This is a genomic window from Streptomyces sp. AK08-02 (genome assembly GCF_033795085.1).
Lineage (GTDB): Bacteria > Actinomycetota > Actinomycetes > Streptomycetales > Streptomycetaceae > Streptomyces > Streptomyces echiniscabiei.
In genome coordinates this window covers 325,286-345,431 of sequence record NZ_JARAZV010000009.1, presented here as the reverse complement: position 1 = coordinate 345,431, position 20,146 = coordinate 325,286, and the positions used below count along the sequence as shown (strand labels likewise).

Sequence of the window (20,146 nt, the reverse complement as noted above, 5' to 3'; positions counted from 1 at the left end):
GAATCAGGGTCGGGGTCGGTGAAGGTCGTGGGGGCGGCGCTATCAGCCCGCCGTGGAGCGCTGCACGGCCGGTGGGGTGTGCCCGGTGAAGCGGTCCGCGTGGGCCCGTCCGGCCTGCTCCCGGAGGTAGGCGACCAGGCTGGTACGGAGATAGCGCTCGGCGGCGTGTACGGCCTCGCGCGCGCACCGTTTCCCCATCAGCACGCACAGGGTGTAACCCGAGTCCTCGAAACTGTCCCGCGCCGAACGGTCGGACGGGGCCGCGAGCATGACGCGCTCCCACTCCCTGTACCTGTTCAGCTGTCGGGCGACCTCGGCTTTGGCGGGCAACAGCATGGTGCTGGTCCCCTTCCTCGTGACGCACTGCTTCTACGGCGAGACCTTCACTCATGGTGCACGTGCGACGACTCAGCGTCTTGTTGGATCTTCAACCATTGTGTGTCGTGCTCGTGTTGCACGAATGGCCCAGCGCTCCCACTCTGGGAGGTGACTCAGAAGCGAACAGTGCTCACGCTTCGCGCTCGGGCCCTGTCCCGTAGAGCGTGCGGAACGTGGGTCCGCCGCCGTGAGGAGCCAACGACGATGAAGACCGCGGAGTCCCGCTACTACCACCTCGACGTGGAGGTCTGTCCGGAACGGATCGGGCAGGTGGGCCGCATCCTGGCCGCCCACCTCCGGCTCTGGGAACTGGAACACCTGGTCGGGTCCGTCTGTGACGGCATCGAAGCCCTGTTGAGCGCCATCGACGGGCACGCGACCGACAAGCGGGCGGTGATCGAGATGTGGTGGAACGGCCAGCACCTCATCACCGCCATCGCGGAGAACGACCGTGACCTGCGGCTCGACCGGGAACTCGGCAACTGCCTGGCCTGGATCGCCGCGGCGAGCGACGGCTGGGGCTGCTGCGACACCGACACGGGCGCCAAGGTCATCTGGTTCTCGCGCCGGGCCCGCTCCTGCGAAGGCGTGCCGCTGATCCCGGCCCCGCCCGCGCCGACCCTGCGGGAGGGACGGCGGACACCGGGAGCCGGACCGGCCTCCGCCGGTGCGGAGCGGCGGGCACCGGGCGTTCTCGTGAACGCGTAGCAGCGGTACAGCCGACTCTCCCTGGGCATAGTGAAGTTGGCACTCTGCTACGGGGGCGGGGTGGGGCACAGGGGGAACGCCGTGGTCAGGTATGTCCACTACGAGGTGACGTGCGGGATTCTCGCGGTCTGCGCGACAGCGGTGAGCGCGGGGGTGGTGTTCGGGCTGGAGGGCGCGCCGGAGACACCGCGAGGTGTGGGCCCGGCGATCGCCCTCGGCCTGCTCGCCCTGGCGTGCGCCGCAGGGTTCGGGACACTCACTGTCTCCCGGCTGAGGTGGTTCGGGGAAGGGCGGGACTTCGACAGCGCGGTCGCGCTGGAGGAGACCGGCGCGGTGCTGCCGGCGCCGCGCAAGGAGTACCGCGACTGCGTCAACGTCTATCTCTTCGTCGCCATGGTGGCCTCCGCGCTGGGCGGCGGACTGCTGTGGGGGCGGACGCCGGCGCTCTGGCCGCTGCTCTTCGCGGCGGCGTGGCTGGCCCGCGGGTGGCAGGTGGCCCGCTGGGAGCGGTGCCACGGCCTGCTGCTCTGGATCGGCCCGGTACACACCCGGCTCCAGAAAGGCGGCGACCGGCACCTGTACTCGTCGGTCCGGTAGCCGCCGGGCTCAGCGCGGGATGCGTGAGGTCACCGTGAACTGCGCCCCGTCCGGATCGCGCAGCACTGCCTCGTAGGGGACGGAACCGGAGTCGTGCCGCAGCACGCTGCCGCCGTTGTCCTGCGCGGCCTTGACGCAGGCCGTCACGTCCTCGACCGCGAAGTGGACCTGCCAGTGCGGCCGGATCGTGGGGTCGGGCGCGGCCTCCAGCGCGCCCGACACGATGCGGGCCACGACATCGCCCCGGCTGCGCAGCACGACCTCGTTTCCCTCGTAGTGGACCTGGCAGCAACCGGGCCGGTCCGAGGCCCACTCCAGGATCTCGCCGTAGAAGATGGCCGCGTCGAACGCGTCACGGGTGTGCAGCCGTACGAACGTCGGCGCCGACCGCCGCCAGGCCTCCCAGCCGGCCAGCAGCTCTCCCTCCCAGACTCCGAAGATCGCGCCGTCGCGGTCGGCCAGCAGGGCCGCCCGGCCGGGCGGGAGGGAGAGCGGCCCGACCGCCGCCGTGCCCCCGCGCTCGCGGACCCGGGCCACCGCGTCGTCCGCGCTCGGCACGGCGAAGTACGGGGTCCAGGCGACCACCATCTGCCATACGGAGGCCACCGCGGCGATCCCCGCGACCGGTGTGCCGTCCACCAGGGCGACCCGGAAGCGGTCGCCCAGCCTGGCCGGACGCCACCTCCAGCCCAGTACGGCGCTGTAGAACGCCTCGGTGGCCCGCAGATCGCGGCTGGTCAGACTCACCCAGCAGGGGGCGCCGAACACGGAATGGGTCGAGACGACGTCCGTCGCGCCGCGGGGATGTGTCGGGTGGTTCATGGCACTCGCGTCCTGACTTCGTCGACCGGCGGGCACCGGTCCGACACCAGTCTCCGACCGAACCCCGTCCCGGTGCCTGTCGAGTACCCCGAACGGGCCTGTTGCCACCTGGGGGGGCACCGGCGACGAGCGATGTCCCGCGAGGGGAGTGTGTTTCAACTCCGGCCCTCCGGTGCAACCGGGAGGGGTGGGTGCGCTGGTGAACCATTCCCGGGAGGGTTCGGCAGTGAGCCCGTCCCCCAGTCGCCCGGCGTTGACGCAATCGCCCGGGCGACTGTGGTGTGTGCGGGTCCGGCCGGCCTTCAGCAGGCGTCGGCGAGCATGCTCCCGTGCCGCGTCCGGCTCCTCCCGGCGTGTTCGACGGACGGCTCGGCGGCGGACTCCTCGTCGAGCTCCTCGCGGATGCGCGCACAGCAGGTGCTGAGCAGCCGGGAGACGTGCATCTGTGAGATGCCGAGTTGCGACGCGATCCGGCTCTGTGTCATCCCGCCGAAGAACCGCAGGTAGAGGATGGTGCGCTCGCGCTCGGGCAGAGCCCGCAGACAGGGACCGACGGCTGTTCGGTCGACGATCAGGTCGAAGCCGGGGTCGGCTCTGCCGATGGTGTCCGTGAGCGCGTATCCGTCGGTCCGCGGCATCTCCGCCTCCAGCGACAGTACGGAGAAGCACTCCAGGGCCTCCATGCCGGTACGCACCTCGCTCTCGCTCAGTTGCGTGTAAGCGGCGATCTCGGCGATGGTCGGAGGCCGTCCCGGGACGGTGGCGGCGAGCTCCCTGGAGGCGGTGCGCACCCTATTGCGCAGTTCCTGGACCCGGCGCGGCACGTGCAGTGCCCACAGATGGTCGCGGAAGTGGCGTTTGATCTCACCGGTGACCGTCGGTACGGCGTAGGCCTCGAAGGCGGCGCCGCGCTCGGGGTCGTAGTGGTCGACCGCCTTGACGAGTCCGACGGCGGCGACCTGGTAGAGGTCCTCCAGGGCCTCACCGCGTCCCCGGAACCGGACGGCGATCCGTTCCGACATGGGCAGCCAGGCCCGTACGAGGTCGTCCCGGAGCGTCTGACGTTCCGGTCCTTCGGGGAGTCGGGCGAGCCGCTCGAAGTCGGCGGTGGTGTCGGGGGCGTCGTCGTGCGGATGTTGCCTCGTTCTGGTGGCGATACGCATCGCGCGCACCTTCCTCGGTTGGTGCTGGATGGACAGACACCGGGGAGGGTGCGCTCACGGACCGGACGGAGGTCGGCCGGAGTCCGGCGAACCGGCTCCCAGGGCGTGCCTCCAGTCCGAAGCACTGAGTGACCAATTCCCGCTCCAGGTGATATGGAAACAAATGGGCATAAAATATGACTCTCTGTTTCCGCTTGGTCGCGAGGTGAATTCACGAAATTCCGAAATGTCACGTGCCGCACAGATGAACGCCCTGCGCGGACTGCTACCGCTCGGACCTCGGCCGACCTCGCCGCCCGGTCCGCTGAACGCCGGTCACCACCATGCACCGGAACGTGATGTGCGGCACGCGTCCACCTGGTGCGGGAAGGCCCTTCGGCGGATTTCCGCTGCACACCGCTTGATCAGTGATCAAGGGGGCGAATTCGCTGGCCACAGCGCATTCTGCTCATTTGACTGTGCGCCGGGCACAAGGATAGGAAGCAGCCATCCGAGTCGAGAGGTGGACTGTGCGCGAGCCGAACGTGGTCGGGGACTGGCACGAGTACGGCGAGCATGCCGGCCTGCGTGTCCGCGTCCACCGTCTGGTGGCTGCCGAACCGCCGCGCGGGCGGGACGACGCAGCCGAGGGACTGACCTATTTCAGCCTCCGGGTGACGGTCGAGAACCGCGGCGACCGGCATTTCGGCGTCCATCTGGAGGACGGTCAGATCGACGTCCGACTCGGCCCCGACGGGGAGGGCGCCTTCATCGACTGGCGGAACTCGCAGTTCATCGAGGGCTTCGACGTGCATCCGCTGCGTCGCGCCACAGCCGTTCTCTACGCGGCCGGTCCGGAAGCCTCGCTGGCGCAGGTGGACGTACAGATCCAGCTGCGGGTCGAGGAGGAGTGGACCTCCCGCCACCTCTGGGCGGGCGGGATCGGGCTGCCCGAGGACTTCACCGGCACCGGCGCGCACCACGGCCCGGCCCGCGACGGGGTGGCCCACCAGGCGAGCGACTTCCTCAAGGAGCAGCGAGAGCTGACGGAGCAGCGGGACCAGAAGGGTCAGACGGAACCCACCTGAGCCGGTGGCCGAACCGGCGGTCCGCCTTCACCGCCGCCGGACGGCCCGCACTCCCGTGAATCGATCTCCGTAGCCGATCTCCTTGCCCTGTTCCCCGGGGCCTCAGTGCGCGATGTCGTCGATCAGCTCGCGCGCGCCCTGCCGCAGCAGCGTCACCGCCACAGACGTGCCGAGGGTGGCCGGGTCGAGGCGGCCCGCCCATTCGTGGGCGTTGAGCTGGACCTTGCCGTCCGGAGTGAACACACAGGCGCGCAGCGAGAGTTCACCGTTACGGTCCACCTTCGCGTACCCGGCGATCGGGCTGTTGCAGTGCCCCTGGAGAACATGCAGGAACATGCGCTCGGCCGTCGCCTCCCGATGTGTGTCCGGGTCGCCGAGGTCGCTGACGGCGTCGATCAGCTCGGTGTCGCCCTCGCGGCACTGGAGGGCGAGGATGCCCGCGCCGATCGGCGGCATCATCGTCTCCGGGGAGAGAATCTCGCTGACCACGTCCATCCGGCCGATGCGCTCCAGGCCGGAGACGGCGAGAAGCAGCGCGTCCGCCTCCCCGGCAGCGAGCTTCTCCAACCGCCGGTTGGCGTTGCCGCGGAACGGCACGCATTCCAGGTGCGGGTGGGACGCGGCCAGTTGGGCGATCCGGCGCACCGAGGACGTACCGATCCGGGTACCGTCCGCCAGTTCGTCGAGGGTGCGGCCGCCCGGGTGGATCAGGGCGTCACGGATGTCGTCCCGCCTGAGGAACGCGGCGAACATCGTGCCGGCCGGGAGCGGCCGGTCGGCGGGTACGTCCTTCACGCAGTGCACCGCGAGATCGGCCTCACCGGCCAGCAGCGCGGCGTCGACCTCCTTGGTGAACGCCCCCTTGCCCTCGACCAGGGACAGATCGCCCATCCACTTGTCGCCGGTCGTCTTCACGGGGACGACCTCGGTGCGGACGTGCGGGTGGGCGACGGCGAGCTCGGCGCGTACCCGCTCCACCTGGGCCAGTGCCATGGGCGAGTCGCGGGAGACGATACGAATCAGTTCAGGGACGGACATGCCGACACGATAGACCCTCGCGACCCCCCTCCTTCTCCGAACCGGTTGCTTCGCCCAGGCGGTGCGCACCCCGCACGCAGGCCCCAGGAGCCCCGCCGTCGACGCTCACCGCAGGTAGGGACGCCTGCTCGACTTCCCGGCTCCCGCCCGCCGGACCGACCGGTCTGTTCGTCCTACTCGGTGTCCTCTTCGTCGAAGGTGACGACGATCTTCTCGGCGGCTCCGGGAGTGAGCGCGAGGTCGAAGGCGGTGTCGACGTCACTGAAGGGGATGCGGTGGCTGATGAGCTTGGCGAAGGTCTCGTGGTGCTCGACGAGTTCGGGAGTGACCTCGAAGATCTCGGTCGGGTAGCCCTGGGAGGCGATGAGGGTGAGTTCGCTGCGGAGCATGCCGCCGAGGTCGATCTGGTCGGACTTCTTCTGGACGGCGACCATGACGAGCTTGGCGCCCCATTTCGCCGAGTCGACGGTGGTGTTGAAGACGGCGGGTGCGCCGGCGGCGTCGATGTAGATGTCGGTGCCGGGGCGGGGCTGCCCGAGGGCGTTGGCGGCCTGGCCGTGGAGTTCGGTGAGCCGCTCGGTGACGTTCTCGGTGCGGGAGTCGATGACGGCGTCGGCGCCGACGGCCAGCGCGGTTTCGAGGCGCTCGGGGATGACGTCGGCGACGACGACGTGCCTGACGCCGCGGAGTTTGAGCCAGATGGTGGCGCCCAGGCCGATGGGTCCGGCGCCGAAGACCACCACGGTGTCGTCGGGGTTCGCCGCGGAGCGGTTGACGCAGTGCCGGGCGACGGCCATCGGTTCGTTGAGGGAGGCCACGTCGAAGGGGACGGTGTCGGGGAAGACGGCGACCGTCCTGCCGACCTCACAGTCGTCGAGGAGCAGGTACTGGCTCATGGCGCCGTGCGCGCCGCCGCAGCCGATGATGCCCGAGGACACACCCTGGGGGTTGACCACGACACGGTCGCCGACCTTCAGGCCCTTCACCTCGGCGCCGAGTTCGATGATCTCGCCGGCGGGCTCGTGGCCCAGGGGGATGGACCGGGTGCCGTCGGCGCCGGGAATGCCGCCGAGGTGGAGGAAGAAGGTGTCGGTGCCGCAGATGCCGCAGGCGCGGACGCGCATGAGGGCGTCCTTGGGGCCGGGCACCGGGCGTTCGACATCGAGGACCTCGACCTTGTCCTTCGCGGTGTGCACGGACCTCATCGTGATGGACATGGGTGACTCGCCTTCTGTGTAGGGGTGTTGCCGGCGGGATGGGTGGGTTCCCGGGGTGCCGGTCGGGCGGCTGGAGGCTTGTCCGCCTCATGAGACACGAGTGCTCGTCCCGTGCCCTTCAGGGCGCGCAGCACGGCGTCGGCCATGCCGCGCTCACCTCGCTCGTTGGGGCGAAGTGGGGCCGCGTCCGCCGTCGGCAGCAGGGGTTCGATCCAGCGGGTGTCCCCGGCCGCGCAGGCGTCACGGCCGACCGACGCCCGTAGGTGTCGACGCACCGCCGTCGAACCGGGGTGGATGTGTCCCCGGACTCGGCGCCGGACGGGGGGAGTTGTCCGGCGCCGAGCCTGGGGAGCGCGCCGGTCCCCGTCCCCACGGGTTCGGCGCGGCGGGGCCTCCTCCGCTCAAAGGCGGCCCCGGTCAGGGTGCCCGCGGCTGTCGCGGCGCGGGCTCGGTGACCTGGTCGGTCACCGGGAGGGTGGTCAGGTGGTGCGGGTCATGGGAACTCCTGCGTTCGTCGAGCGGGGTCCATGAGCCGCCGGGGTGTTGCCGACGCCGATGAACTCCGTTTTGCTTGAGTAAGGCAAGCACATTGAATTACTTGAGTCAAGCAAGCTAATGTGGATCGAGGTCGAGCACGGAAAGGGCGTGGGTGGTTTTGCTCGAGTCGCCTGAGCGGGATGTGGACATGGCGGGCAGGCCCGCACCGCTGTCGCCGGAAGCCCCCGCTCCGGCGGAGAGGGAGGTGGCCGAGGCGGAGAGGGATGTGGCCGAGATCGACCGGAATCTCAACCGGATCGCTCACCTGGCTTACCACGCCAGACAGCACGGGCGGCTGAGAGAGCTGGCGGGTGTCCCTCTGGACCGGGCAGCCGTGGTGCTCCTGCGGCAGTTGGCCGACTCCGAACCCCTGCGCCCGGGGGAGTTGGCGAACCTGCTGGCCGTGGAGGCCTCCCACGTCACCCGGCAGCTGCAGCACCTTCGGAAGTCCGGCTATGTCACCCGGGTCCCCGATCCCGACGACCGGCGCGCACAGCTCGTCCGGCTCACCGTCGAGGGCGCGGAGGCGGTCGCCCGTATCCGTGAGGTCAAGTGCCGCACCATGCGGATGTCGCTGACGGGCTGGTCGTCCCAGGACCTCCGGCGCCTGACCGGCTTCGTGGACCGGTTGGTCGACGACCTGCTCGCCGCCATCGAGGCGGACGACGGCCGTGAGGCCGCCGAGGCACACCGCACCTTGGATCCGATGTGAACGGCCTCTCCCAGGTCGGCAGTTGCGAGAAACTGGCGCAGGCCGACGGCAGCGGTCGGCACATCCTGGTCATCGCCGGTGATCCAGTGATCGCCGAACTGCTGTCGACGACACTGGAGTTGGCGGGCTACCCGGTCGTCATGGCGTGCTCGGGAGCCGAGGCGCTGACCCGGCTCGGAGGCTTCCGGTTCGACCTGGTGGTGCTCGACCTGGCCCTGCCGGACCTGGACGTGCTGGCGCGTCGGCATCGCGTCACCGGCGAGCGTCCGGCTGTGCTCTTCATGGCCGCCCCCGACTCCCTGGGCGCGTTGCTGTCGGCGATGGGGCCGGCCGGGCGGGACTACGTGACCACGCCGTTCCGGATCGCCGAAGTCCTGGTCCGCGTCCAGGTGCTGCTGCGCGGTCGGCGCCCCGCTCAGCGGCCGACGGCACTGTCGTACGGCGATCTGGCCCTGGACGACGCCCTCTGCGAGGCGCGCCGGGGGCGGCGTTCGCTCGATCTGACTCCGGCGGAGTACCGGCTGCTGCGCCACCTGCTGGTCAACTCCGGGAAGGTGCTGTCGAAGGAGCAGATCGCCCGGCATGTCTGGGGCGAGTACCGGGGCGGCAACGCCATCGAGCAGCTCGTCTCCCGGCTGCGCCGCAAGGTGAACCAGGAGACACCGGTACTGATCCACACCCGCCGGGGGTTCGGCTACTGGCTCGGCGGCACCGCTCCGTGAGCGGGACCTGTCCTGGGTCGGCCTTTTCGTGTCCTGCGTGTGCGACGGTTCCCCTGCGGGGACCGGCGGTGTACGGGCGGCGGAATTTACTTGAGTTACGCAACGAGATGGTAAACTGGAGAGTATGTCCACACCGCCACCCAAGACCGCCCCCGCTCCGAAGGACGTGGCTGAGATCGAGCGCGCTCTCACCCGCATCTCCTATCTGCTCAGCCGCGCCCGGCAACACGAACGTCTGATGGCGGTCGCCGGTGTCCCGCTGGACCGGGCCGCCACCGCGCTTCTTCGGCAGATCGCCGACTCCGAACCGATGCGCCCCGGCGAACTCGCCAACCGGCTCGCGGTGGAGGCCTCCCACGTCACCCGCCAGGTGCAGCAGCTCCAGAAGTCTGGCTACGTCACCCGCGTACCCGACCCGGACGACCGCCGCGCCCAGCGCATCGAGCTGACCGCGACGGGCGAGGCGGCCGTCGAGCGTGTCCGGGAGGCGAGCCGCCGGGGTATGCAGTTGGCCCTCGGAGACTGGTCCGCCGAGGAGCTTCAGCAGCTCGCCGGCCTGTTCCACCGGATGGTCGACGATTTCCTGGCCTACTCCCTCGATGACGACGGTGTGGTGGGTCTCGTCGAGCCCCTCCCCGACGCCTGACGCAGTACCTCGTGCCGTGTCGCACCGCGCCCGCGGTGCGATCGGCCGCTCCCCGTCCGCACCGCGGCGACCGTGTGTCAGCCGCTTCGGACCGTGGGGGTACCGGGGCGCCCGGCCGGCTGTCCACCGTGCGGGAGCGGGCTCGGGTTCCCGTGCCGGGCGACGCGATACCGAGGCGGAGGTCTCCTCGCTGCCGACGCGGCCCTCGTACGGCGGTGTCCGGAAAGCTCGCCGACTGTGACGGGCCCGTGGCGGATCATCGGCGCCGGTCGAACACCTGCCTCTCGAACCGGATTTACCGTCCAGTAGGATCGCCCGGCACACCATCCGAGGAGGAAGCGTGCCCCGGTCCCAACGCTCGCCCCTGCTGCTCGCCGGTCTGTTGGCCGCCGCCGGCGTCACACACTTCGTCGCGCCCCGCACGTTCGACGCGATCGTGCCGCGAGCGCTGCCGGGTACGCCCAGGACCTGGACGTACGCCAGTGGCGCCGCCGAACTCGCGCTCGCGGCCGGGGTCGCGCTGCCGCGTACCCGGCGGGTCGCCGCCCTGGCCACGGCGGGCTTCTTCGTCGGGGTGTTCCCGGCCAACGTCAAGATGGCCCTCGACTGGCGTGGCAAGCCCGCCGCCCTGCGGGCCGGTGCCCTGGGGCGGCTGCCGCTCCAGGTGCCGCTCGTCCTGTGGGCACGCAATGTCGCGAAGAACGGAGAAGGCCGGTCATGACCAAGGTGAACGTCGGAGACAAGATCGAGGACTTCGAGCTGCCGGACGAGAGCGGAGCGCCGCGTCGGCTGTCCGAACTGCTCGCCGAGGGGCCGATCGTCCTCTTCTTCTATCCCGCGGCCCTGACACCCGGCTGCACGGCCGAGGCCTGTCACTTCCGGGACCTGGCCGCCGAGTTCGCTGCTGTCGGCGCACGGCCGGTCGGGATCAGCGGGGACTCCGTCGACCGTCAGCAGGAGTTCGCGCAGAGCCACACGCTCGGCATGCCGCTGCTGTCGGACGCCGACGGGACGGTCCGCGAGCTGTTCGGGGTGAAGCGCGGCTTCTCCATGATGCCCACCAAGCGGATCACCTTCGTCATAGCCGAGGACCGGACCGTCCTGGAGGTCGTGTCGAGCGAGCTGCGGATGAACACCCACGCGGACCGTGCCCTCGCCGCGCTCCGCGCCCACCAGGGCTGACGACCGCCGCACCCACGACCGGCCGCCCCACGCACGGGCGGCTCGGCGGGATCGTCGTGCCCAGGTGGGCCGTCGGGGTTGATGCCCCGGGGCCCAGGGACCATCCTGGGGCGTATGAAACAAGTCGCCGCCGCGGTGATCATCGATGCCCGAGGCATGGTGACGGGATGGAGCGAGGGCGCCCGGCGGTTGACGGGGTACACGGCTGAGGCCGTCGTCGGACGTCCGGCCGCCGTACTCCTCGCGGAGGACCCAGCGCCGACTGCGATGACCGAACTGGCGGGCGTGCTCACACTCCGCCACCGGGACGGTCACCGGGTCGCACTCTGCGTCAGTGCGTGCCCCGTGCAGGACGAGAACGGCGACCCGCGCGGACATGTCGTCACCGCCGTCCCCGAACCGGTGACGCCCGTTCCCCCGGGCGTCGAGCGGGAGCCCGCCCCGTTGGAGCGGGCCATCCGGCAGGCCTCCGTGTCGATGTCCGCCTTCGACACCGACCAGCGCTACACCTGGCTCAACGACTCCGCCTGCGACCTGATGGGTGTAGCGGAACAGGCACTCGTCGGACGGCTCTACGGTGAGATCGTGCCCGACGACCGGACCAGCCAGGGCTTCCTGCTCAACCTGCGCGAGGTCGCCCGTACCGGCGTCCCCGTGCGCTACGAGTCCTTCGGCAAGGACGCGGACAGCGGCCTGGAACACGCGTGGAGCATCGAGATGTGGCCGGTGCGCGACGAGCTGGGCGCCGTCACCTCGGTGGGCATCGCCGCGTTCGACAGCAGCGACCAGCACTGGGCCCGACGGCGGCTCGCCCTGCTCAACGAGGCGGCCGCCGCCATCGGCACCACCCTCGACGTCGTCCGTACCGCCGAGGAACTCGTCGAACTGGTCGTGCCCCGGTTCGCCGACTTCGTCAGCGTCGATCTGCTCGACTGGGTGCTCGGCGCCGACGAACCCGCCGTGGCGCAGGCCGACGAGGTCGTCCTGCACCGGGTCGCCCACGGTTCTGTCACCGAGGGCACGCCCGAGGCGGTCATTCCGTTGGGCGCGAAGGACGTCTACCCGCCGTTCACCCCGCCGGTACGGGCGATGGCGGAGGGCCGGGCGGTACTCGGGCGGGTCGGCGAACGGGCGTTCGACGAGTGGGTGGCGGAGCGCAACGCCCGCGAGCCTGTCGGCCGCCCCTACCGCAAGGGCGTCCATTCCATGGTCACCGTGCCGCTGCGGGCCCGAGGCACCACCCTGGGCGTCGCTGTCTTCCTGCGCATCGGCCGCCCCGACCCCTACACAGAGGACGACGTCGTTCTCGCCGAGGAACTGGCCAGCCGTGCGGCCGTCTGCGTCGACAACGCCCGCCGCTTCGAGCGTGAGCGCACGACGGCGCTGGCTCTCCAGCACAGCCTGCTGCCCCGGGGACTGCCGGGCCAGGCGGCAGTCGAGGTCGCCCACCGCTATCTGCCCTGCGGTTCGGTGGCCGGCATCGGCGGCGACTGGTTCGACGTCATCCCGCTGTCCGGCAGCCGGGTCGCCCTCTGCGTCGGCGACGTCGTCGGCCACGGCATCCAGTCCTCCGCGACCATGGGACGGCTCCGTACGGCCGTACGGACCCTCGCGGACGTCGATCTGCCGCCGGACGAGCTTCTCACCCACCTCGACGACCTGGTCACCCATCTGGCCGACGAGGAGGACGGTGCCGACGTCGCCGAACTGGGCGCCACCTGCCTCTACGCCGTGTACGACCCGGTCTCGCGCCGACTGAGCCTCGCCTCCGCCGGACACCCGCCTCCTGCCGTGGTGCCGCCCGGCGGCGTCGCCGAGCTGATCGAGGTGACGGCGGGGCCGCCGCTCGGTGTCGGCGGCCTGCCCTTCGAGGCGACCGAACTGAAACTGCCCGAGGGCTCGCTCCTGGCCCTCTACACCGACGGGCTGATCGAGGACCGTGATCGGGACGTCGACCACGCGACGGCGGAGCTGTGCCGTGCCCTGAACCTGCCCGGGGCCTCGCTCGACGCCGTGTGCGACGCGGTGCTCAAGGCCGTGCTGCCCGAGCAGCCGGGCGACGACGTGGCGCTCCTGCTCGCCCGTACGCACGCGCTGGGCGCCGATCGGGTGGCCGTCTGGGACGTGCCGCCGGACCCCGCGCATGTGTCCGTCGCCCGTCAGGCGGCCATGGAGCGACTGGCCGGCTGGGGGCTGGAGGAGGAGGCCTTCGTCACCGAGCTGGTCGTCAGTGAACTGGTCACCAACGCCATCCGGTACGGCGAGCCGCCCATCCAGCTGAGGCTGATCCGCGACCGCGCCCTCATCGTCGAGGTCTCCGACGGCAGCTCCACCTCACCGCACCTGCGCCGGGCGCACGCCTACGACGAGGGCGGCCGAGGTCTGCTGCTCGTCGCCCAGCTCACCCAGCGCTGGGGCAGCCGGCAGACGGGCACCGGCAAGACGATCTGGGCGGAGCAGCCGCTGCCGGCAGAGTGATCCGGACGACCGGTCCGGACAGTGACCGGTCGACTCCGGTTCACTGACCGGTCACTCGAAGTCGCACCCGGGGTTCGGCGCGTCCTCCGAGAAGGGCGAGCCGTGCGGCAGGACGTACAGGACGTCGAGTACGACGGGCGTACTGCCGAGATTCCGGCCTATGTGGATGTTCCCGGGCCCCGCCGGCTCGCTGATGGCGCTGCCCTGCGGGTACACGCCGTCGGACTCGCAGGTGGAGTCGAAGTGGCTGAGGGTGCCCTCCTTGACGAAGCCGCGGAGGGGGCCGTCGTGGTAGTGCCATCCGGTGGCCTGGCCTGCGGGGATGGTGATCTCCCGCAGGGTGTAGTCGGTGTCGCCGATGGTGGTCTGGACGAGTATTCGGCCCGACACTCCCGGCCCGGGCGGAGTGGCGTGGGCCGTGCCGCAGACGAGGACCGCGGTGAGTGTGACGGCACCGGCCGTGGCGGTGCGAAGCAGGTTGCGCATGCTGGATCCCCTGAGGGTGCGAGTGTGATCACGCCATGACACCTCAGTGTGGCCCTGCGAGGACGTGATTGTCCGCGAGACGCCTGTGAACGCAGCGCCAATGTCATGGCGGGGTGTCATGGCGGGGAGTCTCCGGGGGAGCGGCTGATCCGGCGTTCGAGTTGTCTGGTGGTCTGGTGGTCTGGTGATCTGGTGGTCCTGTGATCCGGTGGTGTTCGGTGTTCGGCCGAAGGTTGCGGACGGGGTTCAGTCCGTCGGCGGGGCGCTGTCCGCGTCCGCGCGCTCCTGGGCGGCCAGCCGGTCGCGCGCGTCCGACCAGTCGACGGGCAGGCCCGCAGCCGGTGTCTCCCAGAAGGTGAAGACCGAGCGGCTCGTCGTGGAGCGCAGACCGGTCATGGCCGACTTGTGGGGCTCGGTCCGTGCGTAGGTGTAGAGGGCCTGCCGGTCCTCCCAGGCCGACAGGGTCCAGAAGGTGCGCTTGAGCGGCTCGGCGATCAGTGAGGCGCCGTATGCGCCGGGCGCGTTCCTGACCTGCTTCCAGGCGGCGAGCGACCGCAGGAAGAAGCGGGGAACGTCCTTCAGGGAGCGGACTTCCAGACGGGACGCCATGACGAACGCCGTCGCGTCCGGAGCGGGCTGGTTGACGGTGGTCCAGGGCAGGGTGGGCATGGCTGCGTCCTTCTTCCGAGAGGCAGGCGGAGCAGAGGCTCAATTGGATACCTCTACTATCCATGTTAGACAGTGAAGGTATCCAATGACCAGAGCGGAGCCCGACCGATGCGCATGTCCGAGCTGAGCCGCCACAGTGGTGTCTCTGTCACGACGATCAAGTACTACCTTCGTGAAGGGCTCCTCCAGGCCGGCCGCCAACTGTCGGCCACGCAGGCCGAGTACGACGAGAGCCACCTCCGCAGGCTCCGGCTGATCCGCGCGCTGATCGGCGTGCGGGGGCTGTCCGTCAGCACCACCCGGGAAGTGCTGGGCGCGCTCGACGAGCACTCCGCCGACACGCACCGCCTGCTGGGGCTCGGGCTCGGGGCGATCCGGCTCGCCTGCGAGACTGAGGCGGACTCTCCGGAACCGGCCGAAGTCGACGCGCTGATCGAGGAGTTGGGCTGGAACGTGCACCAGGCCGCGCCCGCTCGCGGCACGCTGGCCGAAACCCTCGCCTCTCTGCGCACCCTCGGCTCACCGCTCGATGCGCGGGAGCTCCTGCCGTACGCCCGGCTGGCCGAGCAGACCGCGGTCCTCGACCTCGACCAACTGGATGGTATCGAGGACCCGTTGGAGGTCGTCGAACGCGCGCTGCTGCTCACCGTGCTCCTTGAGCCCGCGCTGCTGGCTCTGCGGCGTATGGCCCAGGAGAACGAGTCGGCCCGTCGGCACGAGGACGCGACGGACAACTGACCCGGCCCGGCGGAGAACGGGATCACGCTCGAGCCCGGCACCCGAAGCGTGCGGGCGACAGTCTTGTCCGCTCGCTGAATCCTGGACAACCACTCTTCCGGGGAGTGGAAAGAAGTCGCTGTTTACGGGCGTAGAACGCGCGGCTGAATGTTACTGCCGAGTGAAGTACTGGCCGACGGGCCGCGGTGCCGACGCTAATTCCGGGAATCGTCGGTGCGCCGGAATGCGCCGGGGGTCATATTCACCCGGCGTGCGAAGAACTTGCCGAAGTTCGTGACTTCGGTGAACCCGAGTTGGCGGGCGATGGTTCCGACGGGCAGATCCGTGTGAACCAGCAGACGTTTCGCTTCCAGAGCGACGCGGGCGTCGATCAGGTCCTTGGTGGAGGTGCCGGCGACGATGCGGCAGGCCCGGGACAGGGTGCGGGGCGTGCAGTTGAGCGCGGCGGCGTAGTCCTCGACCAGCCGGGTCGTGCGGTAGGAGGCCTCCAGCTCGCGCCGGAAACGCAGGAAGAGTTCGCTGTTCTCGCCGGCTGGGCTGTCGGCGTGCTGCGGATCCTTGCGCTCGCTGCGGCACATCTGGGCGATACGCATCAGGGCGACCGCCAGCAGATGCTTGAGGATGTCCTCGCCGAGTCCCTGGTCGGGTCGCTCGAACTCCTCCCGCATCAAGGCCAGCACCCGTCCGAAGCAGGCCAGTTCGTCGTCGCTGAGCTGCAAGTGGCTGGGACGCAGGACGTCGTCGATCATCCCCGTCTGGGGGCGCAGCCGCAGGGGAAACGTCTCCGTGAACATGACGAGCTGAGCTTCCATCTGTACCGGCGACGCGAAGTGGATCACCTGGTTCGGCCGGATCCACAGCAGGGAGCCGGTGCGGCACGCGTACCGCGTGGAGTCGATGGTGAAGTCTCCGGCCCCCGCTTCGACGAGCACGAGCTGGTGGTAGGCGAGCCGGTGCGGAGCGCTGGTGAAGGTCGTGCGGAGCTTCTTGCGCACCTCACTGAGCGGGGCCATGGCCAGGCCGACCCCGGGTCTGCACGTGGGCGTGTAGGGGACCAACGGGATCGGTAACGAAGCGAAATCGACCATGAGCGTTCCGGAATCGACCTTTCTGAAGCTTCTTTAAAAATCAATGATAGGCGTGGCGCCCGTAGCCAGATCACTCCTGGCGCATGCACGAGTAAACGTCCCCACATGATGTGCGGGTGAAGGGAAGTAAACGGGATGACCACCCACCCCGGCGCCCCCGAGCGCTCGGTTGTCGACCGCACGCTCAGCATTCTCGGCGTCTTCGACCGTGACAACCGCACCCTGACGCTGAGCGACATCAGCCGACGCTCCGGTCTTCCGGTCGCCACGGTCCATCGCATCGTCAACAAGCTCCATGGCTGGGGCGCACTGGAACGAGGAGAGGCGGGCGGCTACAGCATCGGGCTGAGACTGTGGGAGACGGCCACGCTGGCGCCCCGGTACGCAGGCCTGGCCGAGGCGGCGCAGTCCCATCTCGTGGAGCTCCACGGTCAGTGCGGCGGCGCGGCGGTCCTCGCGCTTCGCGACGGGACGGAGAGTGTCTGCCTGTCCTTCGTCTCCCACGACCCCGTCCTCAGGGCGCATGGGGGCGACCTCGGCTGGCGGCTCCCTCTGCACGCCACCGCGGCGGGTCTGGTGCTATTGGCGAACGCGGGCGTCGTGGAGCAGGACGAGATCTGCGCCGGCCCCCTTCGCGCCTACACCGGCGCCACGCCCACCGGCGGCGCCGCCCTGCGGAATCATCTGGCCAAGATAAGACGCGAGGGTTACGCGCTGGCCTGCGGCACCCTGTTCGAGGGCCGGGGAGGGATCGCGGCCCCGGTGCGCGACGCGCGCGGCACGGTGGTGGCGTCGGTGGGTTTCGTGGGCCCGCTGAACATGCTCCAGCCGTCCCGGCTGGCGCCGCTCGTCGTGGCCACGGCCGAGGCGGTCTCCCAGCAGGACCGGACGGAAGGGTGGCGGCTGGCGGGGGTGGGTGCTTAGCCCGCCCTACCCCACGTACGCCGTCCCGCCTCCGGCCGCCAACGTCCGCGCGATCAGCCGATGGGCCCGCAGTCGTTCCGACTCCGGTACCGGGGGCAGGAGTTCCTCCCACAGGGCGAGGAACATACCGCGCAACTGGGTCAGGCCCGCCGGGCGGGCCAGCAGCCAGAAGTGGAGGTGGGCGCCGCCGTCGCCCCACCGGTTGACGTGCACCCGTGCGACGCCGTCCACGGCCAGGACGGCCCGCTCGGCGCGCTGCAGCAACGGGCCCAACTCGGCAGACCGGGCGGCGGGCAGGTCACCCAGGTCGTAGTGGCCGCGTGGCTGCAGCAGCACGACGGCCGGCAGCCGCACCTCGCCGACCGCGTCCAACCGCCAGTGGTCGTCCGCCCAGAGCGCGTCCGTCACGGGCTTGCGGCAGACAGTGCAGTCCTCCGGCCCGGCCTCGCCGTCGCGATCCGGCTCGGGCAGCACCGGAGGCAGCAACGGCTTGATCCGCAACTCCCCTTCGAACGGCTCGAAGGGGAAGGTCTCCCACGCGGTGACCGGGGCCGCGGGCATCGGCAGCCGTTCACCGGCAGGCAGCCGCCGGACGAAGGCACTGGGCTCGGGGGCATCGGACACGCCATCGGTCATCGTCGCAGTCTGCCAGCCACGCCGAAGCGCCGTGGGAAGTCCTGCGGCAGTGGTGCCGGGCCTGTGGGTGGATGTGTCGGGTGTGCGGCGAAGGGTGACGTCCGCCTGTCGTGCCGAAGTCCTGTGGGAAGTTCCGCGGCCGGTGCTGCCGGGCCTGTGGGTTGACGTGTCGGGTGTCCGGCGGAGCACGACGCGCGGTCGCCACGCCCGCCGAATACTGGCACGCTCACCTGCGAGACCGACACGACGGACCCACGATCGGAGCGTGCATGCGGACGGACCGGGCCACGAACGGCGAAGTACCGCCGACCGCACAGGAGCCGGCGGAGACGAACACCGCCGGAGTGGAGGTGGCGCCCGTCGCCGGGCACATCGGCGCCGAGATCTCGGGAGTCGATCTGACCGAGCCCCTCGACGACACCGTGGTCGCCGGGATCAGGGCCGCCGTCCTGCGCTGGAAGGTGGTGTTCTTCCGCGGTCAGCGGCTGGACCACGCCGGGCACATCGCCTTCGCGCGCCGGTTCGGTGAGCCGGTCGTCCTCGGGCGGCGCGGTGGCGCCTCGCCATCCGGCTTCCCCGAGATCGAGACGACCGCCGACCGGCTGGAGCTGGGCGGACGCTACGGCATGGAGCACGCCGAGTGGTTGGAGCGGCGCCGCCACTCGTTGCTGCGCGGCTGGCACTGTGACCACGGCGCCCGGATCGACCCACCCGCCGCGACGATCCTGCGCGCCGAGACCGTCCCGCCGTACGGCGGCGACACCATCTGGTCCAACCTGGCAGCCGCGTACGCCGGACTCTCCGCGCCCGTACGGGAGTTCGTGGACGGTCTCCGGGCCGAGCACCGGCTGGGCGTCGGCTACCAGGCACGGCCCGGCGACGACGCGTACCTCCGGCATCTCCTCGACCACCAGACCGCCTCGGTGCATCCGCTGGTACGGGTCCACCCGGAGACGGGGGAGCGGGTGCTGTTCGTCAACGGCTACTACCTGGAGCAGATCGTGGACGTCTCGCGCGCGGAGAGCCGGCTGCTCCTGGAGATGCTTCTCGAACAGGCGACCAGGCCCGAGTACACGGTCCGTTTCCGCTGGGAGCCCGGCAGTGTCGCCTTCTGGGACAACCGGGCCACCATCCACCTCGCCCCCAGCGACAACGCCCATCTCGGCCACCCCCGGGTCATGCACCGAGTGATGCTGACCGGCGACATACCGGTGGGTGTGGACGGCAGGCCGTCGGAGGCGGTCATCGGAACCGAACCCGGGCGGTGGTGAGGGACCCGCGCGCTTCAGCCGGTGGCCGGCTGCCAGCCCAGGGCGGGTCCGAGGCGGGTCGCGATGTCGTTGAGGATCTGGACGTAGTCCTCGTGGTCGAAGGTGAACGGCAGCGCGAAGGCCACCTCGTCGATCTCCTGGAACGCGACGTGCGCGTACAGGCGTTCGGCGATCTCGGCCGAGGTGCCGACGAGGTCCGGCGCGAACATCAGCCGCGCCGGACCCTGCGGAGTCGCGGTGCGCGGCAGCCGCTTCGCCGCGTACTCCTCGTACTTCGCGCGCTGCTCGGGCGAGGCGCTGTCGGTGGGGATGACGACGAGACCCTGGGAGACCCGGGCCCGCTCGCCGTCCGGGTGCGCGGCGCGGAAGGCACGGACGCCCGCGAGCTGGACCTCGGCGAAGTCCGGCGACTCCTCGCCATCCTCGGCCTTGACGACGCTGCTGGTCAGGAAGTTCATACCGTGCTCCCCGGCCCACCGGGCCGACCGCACACTCCCACCGCCGTACCACAGCCGGCTTCCGAGTCCCGGGGAATGGGGCTGCACCCGGTCCGAGAACACCTCGAACCCCTGTACCCCGCTGAAGTCGCTGGCCGCCTTCCCGCGTACGTGGTCCAGCAGCCGCTCGACGCGCTGATAGCTGAAGTCCTCGGTGTCCGCCGTGTCGGGATACAGGGCCCCCTTGACGTGGTCGTAGTTCATCGGCGGGCCGACGCTCAGACCCGGGTTGAGCCGGCCTCCGGAGAGGATGTCGACGGTCGCCCAGTCCTCGGCCAGGCGCAGCGGGTTCTCCCAGCCTAGCGGGGTGACCGCGGTGCCCAGTTCGATACGGCTGGTGCGCTGCGAGGCCGCCGCGAGGACGGCCACGGGGGAGGAGATCCCGTACTGGAGATGACGGTGACGCAGCCACGCGCTGTCGAAGCCCAGCCGCTCACCCAGCTCGATGATCTCCAGCGTCGACTCGTGCCCAGCGCGCGGATCGTCCCCGTCGAACAGTCCGATGGTGAGAAAGCCCAGTTTGCGCAGCGGCTGTGAGGGGGACGGCACGAGCTCCTCCAACGATCGTCG

22 protein-coding genes are annotated in these 20,146 nt (G+C 70.4%); 12 read left to right on the top strand and 10 right to left on the bottom strand.

Translation table 11 applies throughout. The features are described 5' to 3' along the window. Positions 1-42: 42 nt before the first annotated feature. Positions 43-336, bottom strand: a complete 294-nt coding sequence (locus PV734_RS20810) for a DUF5133 domain-containing protein (protein ID WP_319094459.1) — start codon at positions 334-336, stop codon at positions 43-45. A gap of 246 nt (positions 337-582) precedes the next feature. Here PV734_RS20810 and PV734_RS20805 point away from each other — a divergent pair, with 246 nt between their 5' ends. Continuing rightward, positions 583-1,086, top strand: a complete 504-nt coding sequence (locus tag PV734_RS20805) for a pep a2 (protein WP_319290775.1) — start codon at positions 583-585, stop codon at positions 1,084-1,086. An 81-nt stretch (positions 1,087-1,167) separates the two neighbouring features. Continuing rightward, complete coding sequence (locus PV734_RS20800) at positions 1,168-1,683, top strand: hypothetical protein (protein ID WP_319290773.1); 516 nt, start codon at positions 1,168-1,170, stop codon at positions 1,681-1,683. A gap of 9 nt (positions 1,684-1,692) precedes the next feature. On the opposite strand, the gene PV734_RS20795 is transcribed toward PV734_RS20800, so the two are convergent. Further along, a complete protein-coding gene (locus PV734_RS20795; RefSeq protein WP_319094456.1) occupies positions 1,693-2,505 on the bottom strand; it encodes a VOC family protein in 813 nt (270 codons plus the stop codon). A gap of 302 nt (positions 2,506-2,807) precedes the next feature. Beyond that, entirely contained in the window at positions 2,808-3,668 is an 861-nt protein-coding gene (locus PV734_RS20790; protein ID WP_319290771.1) for a SigB/SigF/SigG family RNA polymerase sigma factor, read from the bottom strand. Positions 3,669-4,177: 509 nt separating this feature from the next. Here PV734_RS20790 and PV734_RS20785 point away from each other — a divergent pair. Further along, complete coding sequence (locus tag PV734_RS20785) at positions 4,178-4,735, top strand: hypothetical protein (RefSeq protein ID WP_319290769.1); 558 nt, start codon at positions 4,178-4,180, stop codon at positions 4,733-4,735. Positions 4,736-4,837: 102 nt separating this feature from the next. Here PV734_RS20785 and hemC read toward each other — a convergent pair whose 3' ends face one another. Both hemC and PV734_RS20775 read right to left on the bottom strand, forming a co-directional pair. After that, the gene (gene hemC / locus PV734_RS20780; RefSeq protein ID WP_319094453.1) at positions 4,838-5,773 is read right to left on the bottom strand and encodes a hydroxymethylbilane synthase; all 936 of its coding nucleotides are present in this window, start codon (positions 5,771-5,773) and stop codon (positions 4,838-4,840) included. Positions 5,774-5,946: 173 nt separating this feature from the next. Then, complete coding sequence (locus PV734_RS20775) at positions 5,947-6,990, bottom strand: zinc-dependent alcohol dehydrogenase (protein WP_319290766.1); 1,044 nt, start codon at positions 6,988-6,990, stop codon at positions 5,947-5,949. A gap of 685 nt (positions 6,991-7,675) precedes the next feature. Between PV734_RS20775 and PV734_RS20770 the strand changes: the two genes are divergently transcribed. The 6 genes from PV734_RS20770 to PV734_RS20745 all read left to right on the top strand — a co-directional run bounded on the left by PV734_RS20770 (position 7,676) and on the right by PV734_RS20745 (position 13,267). Continuing rightward, the gene (locus PV734_RS20770; RefSeq protein ID WP_319290765.1) at positions 7,676-8,239 is read left to right on the top strand and encodes a MarR family transcriptional regulator; all 564 of its coding nucleotides are present in this window, start codon (positions 7,676-7,678) and stop codon (positions 8,237-8,239) included. After that, positions 8,236-8,961, top strand: a complete 726-nt coding sequence (locus tag PV734_RS20765; protein WP_319290764.1) for a response regulator transcription factor — start codon at positions 8,236-8,238, stop codon at positions 8,959-8,961. The genes PV734_RS20770 and PV734_RS20765 overlap by 4 nt, the downstream gene beginning before the upstream one ends. A gap of 124 nt (positions 8,962-9,085) precedes the next feature. Next, complete coding sequence (locus PV734_RS20760) at positions 9,086-9,607, top strand: MarR family transcriptional regulator (protein ID WP_319290762.1); 522 nt, start codon at positions 9,086-9,088, stop codon at positions 9,605-9,607. A gap of 340 nt (positions 9,608-9,947) precedes the next feature. Further along, positions 9,948-10,328: a hypothetical protein gene (locus PV734_RS20755; RefSeq protein WP_319094449.1), complete on the top strand. Its 381-nt coding sequence runs from the start codon at positions 9,948-9,950 to the stop codon at positions 10,326-10,328. Further along, positions 10,325-10,789, top strand: a complete 465-nt coding sequence (locus tag PV734_RS20750) for a peroxiredoxin (RefSeq protein WP_319094448.1) — start codon at positions 10,325-10,327, stop codon at positions 10,787-10,789. The genes PV734_RS20755 and PV734_RS20750 overlap by 4 nt, the downstream gene beginning before the upstream one ends. Positions 10,790-10,903: 114 nt before the next feature. Beyond that, the gene (locus tag PV734_RS20745) at positions 10,904-13,267 is read left to right on the top strand and encodes a SpoIIE family protein phosphatase (protein ID WP_319290759.1); all 2,364 of its coding nucleotides are present in this window, start codon (positions 10,904-10,906) and stop codon (positions 13,265-13,267) included. A gap of 51 nt (positions 13,268-13,318) precedes the next feature. On the opposite strand, the gene PV734_RS20740 is transcribed toward PV734_RS20745, so the two are convergent. Continuing rightward, positions 13,319-13,753, bottom strand: coding sequence for a cupin domain-containing protein (locus tag PV734_RS20740; protein ID WP_319094446.1), 435 nt, complete (start codon positions 13,751-13,753; stop codon positions 13,319-13,321). A 246-nt stretch (positions 13,754-13,999) separates the two neighbouring features. Beyond that, on the bottom strand, positions 14,000-14,422 hold the full coding sequence (locus tag PV734_RS20735; protein ID WP_319094445.1) for a DUF3291 domain-containing protein: 423 nt from the start codon (positions 14,420-14,422) through the stop codon (positions 14,000-14,002). A 108-nt stretch (positions 14,423-14,530) separates the two neighbouring features. Here PV734_RS20735 and PV734_RS20730 point away from each other — a divergent pair, with 108 nt between their 5' ends. Continuing rightward, positions 14,531-15,160, top strand: coding sequence for a MerR family transcriptional regulator (locus PV734_RS20730; protein WP_319094444.1), 630 nt, complete (start codon positions 14,531-14,533; stop codon positions 15,158-15,160). A 194-nt stretch (positions 15,161-15,354) separates the two neighbouring features. Here PV734_RS20730 and PV734_RS20725 read toward each other — a convergent pair whose 3' ends face one another. Then, positions 15,355-16,173, bottom strand: coding sequence for an AraC family transcriptional regulator (locus PV734_RS20725; RefSeq protein WP_319094443.1), 819 nt, complete (start codon positions 16,171-16,173; stop codon positions 15,355-15,357). A gap of 210 nt (positions 16,174-16,383) precedes the next feature. On the opposite strand from PV734_RS20725, the gene PV734_RS20720 reads away from it, so the two are divergent. Continuing rightward, positions 16,384-17,172: an IclR family transcriptional regulator gene (locus PV734_RS20720; protein WP_319290755.1), complete on the top strand. Its 789-nt coding sequence runs from the start codon at positions 16,384-16,386 to the stop codon at positions 17,170-17,172. 6 nt (positions 17,173-17,178) lie between these two features. On the opposite strand, the gene PV734_RS20715 is transcribed toward PV734_RS20720, so the two are convergent. Beyond that, positions 17,179-17,808 carry a hypothetical protein gene (locus PV734_RS20715; RefSeq protein ID WP_319094441.1) on the bottom strand — a complete coding sequence of 210 codons (630 nt, stop codon included), beginning with the start codon at positions 17,806-17,808 and terminating at the stop codon, positions 17,179-17,181. Between the two features lie 269 nt (positions 17,809-18,077). On the opposite strand from PV734_RS20715, the gene PV734_RS20710 reads away from it, so the two are divergent. Beyond that, on the top strand, positions 18,078-19,079 hold the full coding sequence (locus tag PV734_RS20710; protein WP_319290753.1) for a TauD/TfdA dioxygenase family protein: 1,002 nt from the start codon (positions 18,078-18,080) through the stop codon (positions 19,077-19,079). A 14-nt stretch (positions 19,080-19,093) separates the two neighbouring features. Here the strand turns inward: PV734_RS20710 and PV734_RS20705 are convergent, their stop codons facing one another. Continuing rightward, on the bottom strand, positions 19,094-20,125 hold the full coding sequence (locus tag PV734_RS20705) for an LLM class flavin-dependent oxidoreductase (RefSeq protein ID WP_319094439.1): 1,032 nt from the start codon (positions 20,123-20,125) through the stop codon (positions 19,094-19,096). Positions 20,126-20,146: the final 21 nt, after the last annotated feature.